This is a genomic window from Hydrotalea sp. AMD (genome assembly GCF_004100315.1).
Classification (GTDB): Bacteria; Bacteroidota; Bacteroidia; order Chitinophagales; family Chitinophagaceae; genus Hydrotalea; species Hydrotalea flava.
The window spans coordinates 1-13,468 of record NZ_SCKY01000014.1; the positions used below are offsets into that span (position 1 = coordinate 1).

Below are 13,468 nucleotides of genomic sequence, written 5' to 3' on the forward strand. Positions count from 1 at the left end.
GGTTTCAATAAAGCAGTTGGCATGCCCGTCAAATTCTTCTTTTAAAGGTTCTCCTTTCATATAGCGAAGAATATTTTCGGTGAGTATTTCTGCTTCAAAGTGGGCTACCGAACCTGCTTTGGATGCTGGTATGTTTGATGCATCGCCAATTACAAAAATATTTACATAATTTTTAGATTGCAGCGTAGTGCGGTTGGTGGGCACATAATTCAAATCATCCCCTAACCCTGAACGTGCCATTAATTCATCCCCTTTATTGGTGGGCACAGTCACCAGCAGGTCAAAGGGTACTTCCTTGCCGCTGTAATCAATTATTTTTTTGTTGGCATTGTCTACTTCCTGTATAGCAAAATCACTAACAATATCAATGTGTTTTTCCTGTAACAGGTGTTCTAAAGCTTCGGTACTTTTGGGTTTGGTAAAGGCACCACTCAATGGCGTAACAAAAGTAATTTGTACTTTATCACGCATGTTTTTATGTTTCAAATACGAGTCGGCCAGAAAAGCAAATTCTAAGGGTGCAACCGGGCATTTAATGGGCATTTCGGTAATGTGTACAACTAAACGGCCACCTTTCCAGTCTCTTAGTTTATTGCGCAAAGCCAATGCACCTTCAAAAGTGTAAAAGTCAAATACAGACTGATGCCATTCAGTACCTTTCATGCCCTCGGTTTCTTCCGGTGCAATTTTGGCACCGGTGGAAATAATTAAAATATCATAAGTAATAGTATCGCCATCGGTTAATGCTATGGTATTAGTGGTAGGTTCTATTTTTTCAATCCGTTTGTTGATGAAGTGTACACCTTTGGGAATAAATTCGGTGATGGATTTAATAATATCTTCCGGTGCATAAATATCAAAAGGTAAAAACAAATAGCCGGGCTGGTAATGGTGTTCTTTGCGTTCATCTATAATGATAATATCCCATTCGTCGTGCTTTAATTCATGTTTTAGGTGGTTGGCCATCATGGTACCTGCGGTGCCTGCGCCTAATATTACAATCTTTTTCATAACAATTTTTTAATGTGTTTACTGTTTCATTTGGTACTGTAAAAGTACATGGGGCATTTAGTGTATTATATGACGGTTGTTAGTTGCATTTATGATTAAAATCATATACTTTTAGCCAAGGAAAACGTGGTAGTGTAATAATTGTCACAATACATGCAATAGCTATTGGTAATTTTAAAATTTCTATAAAACCTGCACCTCTTTTATTGGTTGGGCACAGTAACAAAACAAGTATAAAAATATATTTTTATGGATTTAGAATTGCTTTCCCGCATACAATTTGCTTTTACTATTGCTTTTCATTACATCTATCCGCCCCTGAGTATTGGATTGGGTGTAGTGATTGTAGGATTGGAAGGCTTGTTTCTGAATACAAAAAATCCTTTATATGCAAAGCTTTCCCGTTTTTGGATAAAAATATTTGCATTGATATTTGGAATTGGTGTGGCAACCGGTATTGTAATGGAATTTGAATTTGGTACCAACTGGGCAACTTATTCACGTTTCGTGGGCGATATTTTTGGGAGTGCCTTGGCTGCAGAAGGCATTTTTGCTTTTGCATTAGAGTCTGGCTTTTTGGGTGTACTGTTGTTTGGATGGAACAAAGTATCTCCAAAAATGCATTTCTTCTCAGCAGTAATGGTTACTCTAGGCTCTATGTTTTCGGCGGTATGGATTGTAGTGGCTAACTCCTGGCAACAAACACCTGCCGGCTATCATTTGGTAGGGCATGGTTTAGCTGTGCGGGCAGAGGTTACCGACTTTTGGGCTATGGTGTTTAATCCTTCATCGGTTGATCGCTTGTTGCATGTTTGGGTGGGTGCATTTTTAGCAGGTTCTTTTTTAGTGTTGAGTGTACATGCTTATTACATTTATAAAAACAAACATGTTGAAATATCAAAAAGAGCATTTAAAGTAGCATTGGCAATAGCAACGGTATCGGCTTTACTCCAATTATTTATTGGCGATCGGTCTGCCAAAGGGGTGGCCGTTAACCAACCGGCTAAATTAGCCGCATTTGAAGGGCATTATGATAGTTTGGCTGCCGCCGATATGTATCTTATAGGTTATGTAAACATAAAAAAAGAACAGGTAACCGGTATTAAAATTCCGGGTGGTTTGTCTTATTTAATTGATGGCAATTTTTCAACACCGGTAAAGGGCCTGCGTTATTTTAAACCGGAAGACAGGCCTACGGCCGTAAACTTTGTTTTTCAAACCTACCACTTTATGGTGGCTATTGGTTTATTGCTTATAGCATTAACCTTATATGCAGCATTTTTATTTTGGCGCAAAAAATTGTTTGAAAAGAAATGGCTCATGCTTGTTTTTGCTTTCTCAGTACTGCTGCCTGAAATAGCCAATCAGTTGGGCTGGTATTCTGCTGAAGTTGGCCGCCAGCCCTGGGTAGTTTATGGTTTGTTACGCACCAGTGATGCTTTATCTAAATCTGTTAAAGAAAATGAAGTATGGTTTTCTTTAATTCTGTTTACTTTATTGTACCTGTTGTTGTTTGCCTTATTTATTTATTTGTTGAATAAAAAAATTCAGCACGGATTAGATGAAAATGATGGTGAAATAACCGATGCTATGCCTTCAACAACAAAACTTGATGACCCTTTAATACATTAATATGGAAACTTTTTTAGGAATAGAATTGTCTACCTGGTGGTTTGCCATTGTAGGCGCTGTATTTACCGGTTATGCTATTTTAGATGGTTTTGATTTGGGTGCTGGTGCCATTCATTTATTGTTTAAAAAAGAGGAAAGCCGCCGTATTGCCTTAAATGCTATTGGTCCTGTTTGGGGGGGTAATGAGGTTTGGTTAGTAATTGGCGGTGGTGCTTTGTTTGCGGGTTACCCGGATGTATATGCTACTATATTTTCGGCTTTCTATATACCCTTTATTTTGTTTCTGGTATTGTTAATTTTAAGGGCTATCTCCATTGAGTTTAGAAGTAAAGAACCTATGTTGTGGTGGCGTAAATTATGGGATATTCTCTATTTTGTTTCCAGCAGTCTGATAGGTTTTTTATTGGGTGTGGTGTTGGGTAATTTAATCATTGGATTGCCCATTAATGAACATTTTGAATATACCGGTACTTTTCTGCAATTATTAAATCCATATGCCTTGTTAACGGGTGCTACTACTTTGTCGTTATTTGCCATGCATGGTTCTATTTATTTAGTCATGAAAACTGAAAAGCGTTTGTACACCAAGCTTTCATTAATGGTGCATGATACCAGCAGGGTATTTGTAGTGTTTTATATGTTGTTAACCATTGTTACTTTGGTGTATTATCCGCACATGGCTAATACCATTAAAAGGTATCCTTTTTTAATTGCTGTGCCGGTAGTAACCGTATTTAATACCATTAATACAAGGCGTTTGTTAGAAAGTGGTAAATATTTAGTTGGTTTCTTTTCTTCTGCACTAACCGTTGCATTGCTGCTTATTACTTTTGCCATGAATTTGTATCCCAATATTGTACGTTCTACTATCAATCCACTGTATTCATTAACAGTGCATAATGCGGCATCTTCTCCCCGATCACTCACCATTATGCTTATTATTGCAGCCATTGGAGTGCCAATCATTGCTCTATATACCGGTTTTGTATTCTGGACATTTAAGGGGAAAGTGAAATTAGAGGAGAATAGTTATTAAATAGCAACTGATTTTTCATACTTAATCTATAGGATTAATATACTAATAAAAAACATTTGTTATGTGATTTTAGTCACATACCTGTATCTTGTAGTACATTATTTTCAACAAAAAATAAGATTGCTATGCCAGTACAACATCAAATTGTAATTATTGGTGGCGGAAATGCAGGTATTTCCGTTGCCGGTAAATTATTGCTTAAGAATAAGCAATTAGATATTGCCATTATAGATGCTGCCGATAAACATTATTATCAGCCTGCCTGGACATTAGTAGGCGGTGGTGCATTTAATGTGGCAGATACCGTTCGCTCTGAAGCATCGGTAATGCCTAAATCGGTACATTGGATTCAAAAAAAAGTAACCGGCTTTTTACCCAACGTCAATAAGGTATCGTTAGATGATGGTACTGAAGTGGGTTATGAATATTTGGTGGTGGCACCCGGTATTCAAATTAACTGGAGTGCTATTAAAGGATTGCCTGAAACATTAGGTAAAAATGGAGTTTGCTCTAATTACAGTTTCCAATCAGTAAATTATACCTGGGAATGTATTCAAAATTTTAAAGGCGGTAAAGCCATTTTTACCAATCCCAATACACCGGTGAAGTGTGGTGGTGCGCCCATGAAAATTATGTTTCTGGCAACAGATTATTTCAGAAAACATGATTTGCTCAATAAAACGCAGGTTGAATATTGGAGCGGTGGTACCCGTTTATTTGGAGTTGATAAGTATGAAAATACTTTGAAAAAAGTGATAGCCCGGGGTAATATAAAAACACAGTTTTTTGTGCGGTTAGATGAAATAGATGGCCCCAACAAAAAAGCAAAATTTGTGAGCTTTGGCGAAAATAATAAGGATCAGGAATATTGGGTTGATTTTGATATGATGCATGTAACCCCACCACAAAGCGCACCCGATTTTGTACGAAATAGCCCATTGGCCAATGCTGCAGGTTGGGTAGATGTGGATAAGAATACATTACAGCATGTGCGTTATGCCAATATTTTTTCTTTAGGTGATGCTTCCAGTTTACCCACCTCACGTACAGGCGCTGCTATTCGAAAACAAGCACCGGTATTAGTGCAAAATTTATTAGCGCTGATGCAGGGGCAGTCTTTAACTGCCAGCTACACAGGTTATACCTCTTGTCCATTAATTACAGGATATGGCAAACTGGTATTGGCTGAATTTGATTACAACAATCAGCCTATGGAAACATTCCCATTTGATCAGAGTAAGGAGCGTTGGAGTATGTGGATATTGAAAACGAAAATCTTGCCCTGGTTATATTGGCACAAAATATTACCGGGTACTGCCTAAATTTATTATAACCCCCATACAAGAGCCTGCGTTCAATTTTCTAAGCAGACTCTTTTTAGCGGCTACTTTCTAAAGTATGAAAATTGAATTTTTATTTTTTTAATATAAATTTCGTTAAAATTTCAATGGCTGTGTTGTCTGTGATTCATGTCACTTTACAATGCAGTAATAAAAGCCATTTTTACAAATAAATTTTTATCCATGCAGTTTATTTTTGGTTATTTGGCATCGGCTTTAATAGGTATATCGCTCGGTTTAATAGGTGGCGGCGGCTCAATACTAACGGTACCGGTTATGGTATATTTATTTAGTGTAAGCCCGCTTTTGGCAACCTCTTATTCTTTATTTGTGGTAGGCTCTACCAGTTTGGTGGGTGCTTATAACAGTTACAGAAGAGGATTGGTGCGTATTAAAACCGGTTTGTTATTTGGTATATCCTCTATTGCTACTGTGGTTTTAACAAGAAAGTTTTTTATTCCTGCCATACCCAAAAAAATAGCTACCATAGGCTCTTTTGTAATTACAGAAAATATTATGACAATGGTGCTTTTTGCTATTTTAATGGTAGTGGCATCTTTGTCAATGATGCGCAATGGCAACAAAAAAGAAATAACTGATGTAATACCCGATAAAAAAATTAATATCCCCAAATTGTTGGTTTATGGTATTGGTATCGGTTTTATTACCGGTTTGTTAGGCGCTGGTGGTGGATTTTTATTAATACCTACACTGGTATTGTTGGTGGGCTTGCCAATGAAAGAGGCAGTAGGTACTTCCTTGTTTATCATTGCACTCAATTCATTAATTGGTTTTACCGGTGATTTAGGCCATTTTGAAATGGATTGGAAGCTGTTGACAATTGTTACGATCATCGCTATTGGCGGTATCTTCGTAGGTGGATGGTTAAGTAAAAAAATTCATGGAGATAAATTGAAAAAAGGCTTTGGATGGTTTGTATTGGTAATGGGTATTTATATTATTGTTAAAGAATTGTGGTTGCATTAATAAAATATTGTTTTGTGATATGAGTCACTATTCATACTGAATCGTTTTATTAATTTTAATTTTTTAAAAATATGCTTATGGTAGTTGAACAAATTTATACCGGTTGCTTAGCACAGGGCGCATATTATGTTGAAAGTGATGGCGAAGCGGTGATCATTGATCCGCTTCGTGAGGTAGAACCCTATATTCAAAAAGCAGAAAGAAATGGTGCTATCATAAAATATGTGTTAGAAACGCATTTTCATGCCGATTTTGTATCCGGGCATCTTGATTTATCTAAAAAAACAGGTGCTCCCATTGTGTATGGCCCCAATGCTAAACCGGCATTTGATTTTTATGCAGCAAAAGATGGTGAAGAATTAAAAGTGGGTAAAGTAACCATTCAGGTATTGCATACACCCGGACATACCATGGAAAGTACCTGTTATTTGTTGAAAGATGAAAACGGCAAGCCAACCGCGTTATTTAGTGGCGATACCTTGTTTATTGGCGATGTGGGAAGGCCCGATTTGGCTCAAAAAGTAGTAGCTGATTTAACACAGAATAAATTAGCGGCGCATTTATTTCATTCACTTCGTAACAAAATAATGACATTACCGGATGATGTAATTGTATATCCTGCACATGGTGCAGGTAGTGCCTGTGGAAAAAATATGAGTAAAGAAACAACCGATACACTCGGCCATCAAAAGCAAACCAATTATGCACTGCGTGCAGATATGACGGAGGCTGAATTTATTAAAGAAGTAACAAACGGATTGGTTCCACCACCTGCATATTTTCCTTTGAATGTAATGTTGAATATTCAAGGCTATGAAAGTATTGATAAGGTGCTGGAACGCGGACAACATGCTTTTTCTCCCAATGCTTTTGAAGCTGCAGCCAACGAAACAGGTGCCATTATTTTAGATACCCGCGACCCTCAGGTATTTGCGCAAGGCTTTATTCCCAATGCTATTAATATTGGTATTGATGGAAATTTTGCGCCTTGGGTGGGTGCCATGATTCCCGATATTAAACAGGAAATTTTATTGGTAACAGATGAAGGTAGAGAGGAAGAAGTAATTACCCGATTGGCCCGGGTGGGTTATGATTATACCATTGGTTACCTGAAAGGGAGTTTTCAGGCTTGGAAAGAAGCAGGTAAAGAAGTAGATATCATTCTATCCATAACACCTGAAGAGCTGGCCGCAAAAATGGAACAAGAAGAAGTGGCTATTTTAGATGTACGCAAAAACAGTGAATATTTAAGCGAACATGTAGTAGATGCCGAAAATGCACCGCTCGATTTTATAAATGACAGCATGAGCTTGATTAATAAAAATAAAACATACTATGTGCATTGTGCCGGTGGTTACCGCTCCATGATTTTTAATTCTATTTTGCGGGCAAGAGGTTTTGATAATTTAATTGATGTAAAAGGCGGCTTTACTGCTATTAAAGAAAGCGGTAAGTTTCCTGTTACCGATTATGTATGCCCAAGCACTTTATTGTAAAACCAAATAAATACGGAAAAATAAAACATATGTCAACATTAAAAGAAATCGTAAACAATTCAGCAACAAGTATTGTAGATGTACGCACGGTAATGGAGTTTCAAGGCGGCCATGTGCCCGGTGCAATCAACATTCCATTAGATGAAGTCCAGAACCGTTTAGAAGAATTTAAAAAGTTGCCAAAACCAATTGTGGTTTATTGCCGCAGTGGGGCACGTAGTGGTATGGCCATGTCAATGTTAAAACAATCCGGAATCAACGAAGTATACAACGGTGGTGGATTGTTGGATATGCAATTTATGTTAAACTAAAAAATCAGTTATGCTTTCATTTCTTAAAAAATTATTTTCAGGTAAAGAAGTAGATTATCGGGAATTACAAAACCGTGGTGCTATTATTATTGATGTTAGAACACCTGCAGAATTTAAAACAGGCCATATTCGCGGGGCTATTAATATTCCGGTTGATCAAATCAAATTAAAAACAGCCGAACTGAAGAAAAAAAATAAGCCGGTAATTACCTGCTGCCGTAGTGGTGCCAGAAGCGGCATGGCTAAATCTGTGTTATCTGCTGCCGGTATTGAAGTATACAATGGCGGTGCCTGGTTTATGTTGGAGAAAAAATTATAAATACATTTTAAATTTAAAAAAATGTTAAATCAATTGAAATACGGCTGGAACCTGATGCGGATTATACGTCTTGCTATTGCAGGTTTTGCCATTACGCAGGCCTTTTTGTCGCACGATTGGTTACTGGGTATATTCGGGGGAATAGTAGCGTACATGGCTTTGGCGAATATAGGCTGTTGCGGTGTTGGTGGCTGCAGTACCAACACTTATCAACGCAAAACAATCAATCATCAGGCAGCAACAGAAGAAGTTACTTATGAAGAAGTGGATCATCAAAAATAAATTATACATAGCCGGTGCAATTACCGGTGGTGTTGCAGGCTATTTGTACTATTACTTTATAGGTTGTGCAACCGGCACCTGCTTAATTACCTCAAAACCGATAAATAGTACGCTGTATTTTGCCATGTTGGGTGCGCTTGTTTTTGGAATGTTTCAAAAGCGTTCGGCAAAGCCAACTAAAATGCAACCTTAAACAGTACTAATGTTGAATTAATTTGAGTGCTTTAAAATAAATTGATATGTTAACCTCTGCTGATATTCAGGTACAGAACATAAAATGTGGCGGCTGTGTAGCTGCCATCGAAAAAAATATTGGCTCCATGCCGGGCGTACAGCATGTTTCTGTGAACCAGGCAACCGGCATGGTTACCATTACCGGCATTGGTTTACAAACCGATGAAATTAAACAACAATTAACAAAGCTTGGCTATCCGCCCGCTCCAAAAAACAGTGTATTCAAACGCATTAAAACAAGTATTCAGTGCGTATTTAAACAATAAAAATTACTGTATGGAAATAAATATTAACAATATTGATATGGCTGCTTACGAAAAAATTAAACAGTCCATTACCAGTAAAGATAGTGTGGTAGGTATTGATGCGGTACATACACACATTCTTATCATTCATAAATTAATGCAGATAGAGCAGCAATTGCAACAGCTCCAGCAAAGGTTAGAAGGCATAGATAAATAATCTCTCAACATTACGTAAATGGTATGCCGTTTAGGAATAACATTTGCAAATTTATTTGGTATGAAACCTTACAAAGCTATTATTCAATTAACTTCTGATGAACCAAGGGTGTATAAAAGTATTATTGGACAAATAAATAATTTATTGCATGCTTTGCCGGGTAAAGTTACAATAGCAATGGTTTGCCATGGCGGTAGCAGCGCTTTTTGTTTGAATGATAACAATCCTAATCGAGAGGCTATTTTGCAATTAATGGAACAGGGTGTTGTAATTAAAGTGTGTGAAAATATGTTGCATGCCAATCATATTTCAGCAACACAACTCATCCCCGGCATGCAAACAGTAGCCGCAGGTATAGCCGAACTGGTTATCCGCCAACAAGATGGCTGGAGTTATATCAAAGCCGGCTTTTAAATATTTGCTTGCAGTAAAGAGAATAATTTTGTTATGCAAAAAAATTGTATGCAATTTTATGGTTGCTATTCGCACAATTTACGGCAGTTGACGCAACAGCACAAACGGCAGATACTTCATTGGCCGACGATGAGCATAGGGAAGAGCCAAAACAAAACGATACAACCACTTTATTGCACGCTCTTTTCGGAAAGGCAGTATTGAAGGGCGTTTCCGATACTTTTTTATTTCGGCCATCAACGAGGGGCAATTATCTGATTATTATGCCAATGCTTTTGGTGGCGGTATCAAATATCAAACGGCGTCATTCCATCATTTTAAATTCGGCCTGGGTGGTTTTTATACTTTTAATCTGTGTTCCTCCAATCTTGCAAAACCCGATTCTATTACTGGCTCCCCCAATCGTTATGAAATTGGATTATTCAACATATAAAATCCTTCGCAAACCAATAATCTGGATAAGTTAGAATATTTTTATTTAAAGTATCAGCACAAAAATTTTCAAGCTATATTGGGAAAATAATTGCTGCATACTCCATTTATTAATCCGCAAGACGGCCGTATGCGCCCAATTTTTGAAGATGGCTTGTATTTGAAATATAACCGTAACAAAACAATTTGGGAAGGGGAGGGGGCTGGTTATACAACATTTTGCCGCGCAGCACCATACAATGGTTTTTTGTTCCCAATTCAATAGGTTGGTATGCACAAGGCATTAATCCAGATGGAACAGTAGGTAATTACAGGGGTAATCTTTCCGGAGCCGGTATTGGTTTATTCGGCATTACGCATCATTTCAATAAAAATGTAAGTATTAAACTTTGGGAGCAGTTTGTTGAAAATATATTCAATACTTCGCTTGCCGAATTCAACTACATGCCTGAAACAATTCAGCAAAAGCCTGTTTTCTTTACCGGTATTCGGTTCATGATGGCGGTAATCAAAATCAAGATAAAACCTATATGCAGAAAGGCAATGTAGCCTATGTTCTTTCAGGGAGAGTGGGATTGAAAAATAAACGATGTGAAACCACTTTGAATTATACCCGTATTACAGATAATGGTTGTTTTCTCAATCCCCGAGAATGGGGTATTGAACCCTTTTATACTTTTATATATCGCGAAAGAAATGAAGGCAACGGCAATTTGAATGCTGTGATGTGGAATGTAAAATGGAATGCAATGGCTAAACAATTGCTGCTGGAAGGCCAATTGGAATATTTTGCCCTACCCGATGTAAAAAATACTGCCATGAATAAATATGGCATGCCATCTTACGGCCAATTGAATCTTGACCTGAGGTATCAGTTCAATAAGCAATTAGCAGGGTTTGATGCTGAGTTTTTGTACACCTACAAAAAAGGATATGGCGATACCTACAATAACCCAAAATATGTGTATAACAAGGCAAATCTTTCGCTCTTTAACTTTATTATCAATTATTCTTTCTGAAATTTATTGGGGGAAATAAATTTTTTGTACTTTCCCTGTTCGTTCAATTGTGTTTAAATTGTAATTAATAAAAACTGCTATGATTTTAGTAACCGGAGGTTCAGGTTTATTGGGCACTCATTTAATTGAGGAGTTACTGCGAAGAGATTTTTCCGTAAAAGCAATCTATCACAACAACATGCCCCCTCATCTGGCCAATAAATTAGAATGGGTAAAGTGCGATATATTAGATGTGGAAGCGTTATCTGCTGCTATGGAAAATGTGGAACAGGTTTACCATTGTGCAGGACTTGTTTCTTTTAATCCGGCCAAGAAAAAGTTGTTGTACAAAGTAAATGTAGAAGGTACCGCTAATGTGGTGAATGTTTGCTTAGAAAAAAACATAAAAAAATTAATTCATGTTAGTTCAGTAGCTGCGCTGGGTAGAATGCGGGAAGGCAGACCTGTTTCTGAAAGAATGAAATGGAGCATGGCCACCAGTAACAGTGAATATGGCAGAACAAAATACTTAGGCGAAATGGAGGTATGGCGCGGAATCGGCGAAGGGTTGAATGCCGTAATTTTAAATCCTTCCATGATATTGGGGGCAGGCGATTGGAATACCGGCTCTACAGAATTATTTAAAAAAGTATACCATGGTTATTCCTGGTATACAGAGGGCACCAGCGGTTTTGTAGATGTAAAAGATGTAGTAAGATCCATGCTCATTTGCATGCGTGGTACTTGCAACAAAGAACGTTTTATAATTAGTAGTGAAAATAAAAGTTACAAAGAAATTTTAACAAGCATTGCCCATCACTTTGCTGTAAAACCACCACATAGAAAAGTAACTCCTTTTTTAGCAGAAATAGTTTGGCGAATAGAAGCAGCAAAAGCATTTTTTACGAAACAAGAACCGCTGATTACAAAAGAAACGGCTAAAACTGCATTAACAAAAGTTACATACGATAATCTCCGCTTTCTTACCTATGCTGTAAATTTTGAATACACACCCATTGATGCAGCCATTGAAAGAATATGTGGTGAGTTAAAAGCTAAGTATGGATTATGATGGTGTATCCATTACTTTTTTCCATAACTCCGGAATTCTTTTTATCCAAACCAATTCTCTTCTTTTAACTGCGGCCTCCTGTGTGGGGGTACCCCAATACACTTTATTACCTTCTAAATCGCTCGGTACTCCGCCCTGTGCTAGTACAACAGCATTTTCGCCAATGGTTAAAGTTTTGCTTACACCTACCTGCCCCCATAAAGTAACCCCATCTTCAATTACCACAGCGCCTGCAATTCCTACTTGTGCAGCAAACAAACAATTTTTGCCAACAAGGGTATCATGCCCAATATGTACCTGATTGTCTAAAACAGAACCCCGACCAATTCTAGTTTCAGAAGTTACACCTCTGTCAATGGTACAACCTGCGCCTATTTCCACATAATCTTCAATTACAACATGCCCGCAACTTTTCATGCGCTTAAACCATACAGGTCTGTTTTTTTTTGTATTATAATAAAAAGCATCGCTGCCAATTACGGTGCCTGATTGTATTACAACATGATCTCCAATAATACAGTCATCACCAATGGTAACATTGGGATGTATGATGGTGTTTTTACCGATTACAACATGATTGCCAATATAACAATTGGGCATTACCACACTGCCTGCTCCAATTTTTGCTGAACTACTAATTGCTTTTTCTGAAGGTGTAAATGGTTTAAAATAATCTACAATTTTTAAGTACGCTTCAAACGGATCGGCTGTGTACAACAATGCTTTTCCTTCCGGTATTTGTACTGCTTTGCTATTAATAATTATAACACTGGCAGCACTTTGTAAACAAGTGTCATAATATTTTGGATGATCTACAAATACAATATCACCTTGTTCAACTTTATGAATTTCATTTATACCGGTGGGGGTTACAGCAGCATTGCCAACAACTTCAGCATCAATCAATGTTGCCATCCAGGTTAAGGTTACAGGTGTAGGAAATTTCATAATTCTATTTATGAGTGTAAAATGCAAAGTTAAATCTGCTTGCTGTTATAAATTTTTTTGTTGCAGAATAAATATAAACGTTGTGTTTTTTATGTAAAAACGCTTCGATTTTTTAATTTGTTATTCAAAATTTATAAAACAGTTTCTTTTGAAATGCACTGTTCATCGATATTACAGCTATTTGTAAAAAGTTAAATGCAAACAATTGAAAGTAGTGCGCTATAGTTTTTAGAACAAAAATTTTGAAGATCTGTACTCCGCTATTCACATTTTTTTTAAAGATGTGAATAAAATAGTTTGCAATTTTTTTTGTATTGGAAAAAACTCTTTATAATATTGTGGTGGGAATTGTATTCCCGTACTTACTAACCCATCCATATATAAAGTCCCGCTTCTGCGGGATTTTTATTGTAATAGAAAATCAACACCATCCATTCAAAAAAAATAGTGCAAGTTTAAACATAAAAAATTGGATGTACATTACAAATGTTGCA

General features: G+C 37.1%; 18 protein-coding genes. 16 read left to right on the plus strand and 2 right to left on the minus strand.

Annotated elements, in window-relative coordinates:
- The coding region (locus tag EO766_RS11105) for an NAD(P)/FAD-dependent oxidoreductase (protein WP_287101024.1) at positions 1-1,011 on the minus strand (1,011 nt) is incomplete at its 3' end.
- A gap of 249 nt (positions 1,012-1,260) precedes the next feature.
- Here EO766_RS11105 and EO766_RS11110 point away from each other — a divergent pair.
- From EO766_RS11110 to EO766_RS11185, 16 genes are all read left to right on the plus strand, one after another.
- Positions 1,261-2,643: a cytochrome ubiquinol oxidase subunit I gene (locus EO766_RS11110; protein ID WP_074420776.1), complete on the plus strand. Its 1,383-nt coding sequence runs from the start codon at positions 1,261-1,263 to the stop codon at positions 2,641-2,643.
- Position 2,644: 1 nt separating this feature from the next.
- Positions 2,645-3,679, plus strand: coding sequence for a cytochrome d ubiquinol oxidase subunit II (cydB, locus tag EO766_RS11115; protein ID WP_074418259.1), 1,035 nt, complete (start codon positions 2,645-2,647; stop codon positions 3,677-3,679).
- Positions 3,680-3,804: 125 nt separating this feature from the next.
- Complete coding sequence (locus EO766_RS11120) at positions 3,805-5,001, plus strand: NAD(P)/FAD-dependent oxidoreductase (RefSeq protein WP_074420775.1); 1,197 nt, start codon at positions 3,805-3,807, stop codon at positions 4,999-5,001.
- A 201-nt stretch (positions 5,002-5,202) separates the two neighbouring features.
- On the plus strand, positions 5,203-6,006 hold the full coding sequence (locus tag EO766_RS11125) for a sulfite exporter TauE/SafE family protein (protein WP_074418261.1): 804 nt from the start codon (positions 5,203-5,205) through the stop codon (positions 6,004-6,006).
- 77 nt (positions 6,007-6,083) lie between these two features.
- Entirely contained in the window at positions 6,084-7,502 is a 1,419-nt protein-coding gene (locus tag EO766_RS11130; RefSeq protein ID WP_074418262.1) for an MBL fold metallo-hydrolase, read from the plus strand.
- Between the two features lie 29 nt (positions 7,503-7,531).
- Positions 7,532-7,813, plus strand: a complete 282-nt coding sequence (locus tag EO766_RS11135) for a rhodanese-like domain-containing protein (RefSeq protein WP_074420774.1) — start codon at positions 7,532-7,534, stop codon at positions 7,811-7,813.
- Between the two features lie 10 nt (positions 7,814-7,823).
- On the plus strand, positions 7,824-8,132 hold the full coding sequence (locus tag EO766_RS11140) for a rhodanese-like domain-containing protein (protein WP_074420773.1): 309 nt from the start codon (positions 7,824-7,826) through the stop codon (positions 8,130-8,132).
- A gap of 21 nt (positions 8,133-8,153) precedes the next feature.
- Positions 8,154-8,414 (plus strand): hypothetical protein, encoded by a 261-nt coding sequence (locus EO766_RS11145; RefSeq protein WP_074420772.1) that lies wholly within the window; start codon positions 8,154-8,156, stop codon positions 8,412-8,414.
- A complete protein-coding gene (locus EO766_RS11150; protein WP_074420771.1) occupies positions 8,389-8,607 on the plus strand; it encodes a hypothetical protein in 219 nt (72 codons plus the stop codon). Before EO766_RS11145 ends, EO766_RS11150 begins: the two co-directional genes overlap by 26 nt.
- A gap of 46 nt (positions 8,608-8,653) precedes the next feature.
- Complete coding sequence (locus EO766_RS11155; protein WP_074420770.1) at positions 8,654-8,914, plus strand: heavy-metal-associated domain-containing protein; 261 nt, start codon at positions 8,654-8,656, stop codon at positions 8,912-8,914.
- Between the two features lie 10 nt (positions 8,915-8,924).
- Positions 8,925-9,110 (plus strand): hypothetical protein, encoded by a 186-nt coding sequence (locus EO766_RS11160; RefSeq protein WP_074420769.1) that lies wholly within the window; start codon positions 8,925-8,927, stop codon positions 9,108-9,110.
- 60 nt (positions 9,111-9,170) lie between these two features.
- Positions 9,171-9,524, plus strand: coding sequence for a DsrE family protein (locus EO766_RS11165; RefSeq protein ID WP_074420768.1), 354 nt, complete (start codon positions 9,171-9,173; stop codon positions 9,522-9,524).
- 44 nt (positions 9,525-9,568) lie between these two features.
- Positions 9,569-9,991, plus strand: coding sequence for a hypothetical protein (locus tag EO766_RS11170; protein WP_143439525.1), 423 nt, complete (start codon positions 9,569-9,571; stop codon positions 9,989-9,991).
- Between the two features lie 151 nt (positions 9,992-10,142).
- Entirely contained in the window at positions 10,143-10,505 is a 363-nt protein-coding gene (locus EO766_RS11175; RefSeq protein ID WP_074420766.1) for a hypothetical protein, read from the plus strand.
- On the plus strand, positions 10,487-10,975 hold the full coding sequence (locus EO766_RS11180; protein WP_074420765.1) for a hypothetical protein: 489 nt from the start codon (positions 10,487-10,489) through the stop codon (positions 10,973-10,975). Before EO766_RS11175 ends, EO766_RS11180 begins: the two co-directional genes overlap by 19 nt.
- 79 nt (positions 10,976-11,054) lie before the next feature.
- Positions 11,055-12,026, plus strand: coding sequence for an NAD-dependent epimerase/dehydratase family protein (locus tag EO766_RS11185; protein WP_074420764.1), 972 nt, complete (start codon positions 11,055-11,057; stop codon positions 12,024-12,026).
- On the opposite strand, the gene EO766_RS11190 is transcribed toward EO766_RS11185, so the two are convergent.
- The gene (locus EO766_RS11190; protein ID WP_074420763.1) at positions 12,021-12,974 is read right to left on the minus strand and encodes a UDP-3-O-(3-hydroxymyristoyl)glucosamine N-acyltransferase; all 954 of its coding nucleotides are present in this window, start codon (positions 12,972-12,974) and stop codon (positions 12,021-12,023) included. The two genes, EO766_RS11185 and EO766_RS11190, sit on opposite strands and share 6 nt — an antisense overlap.
- Between the last annotated feature and the right edge of the window lie 494 nt (positions 12,975-13,468).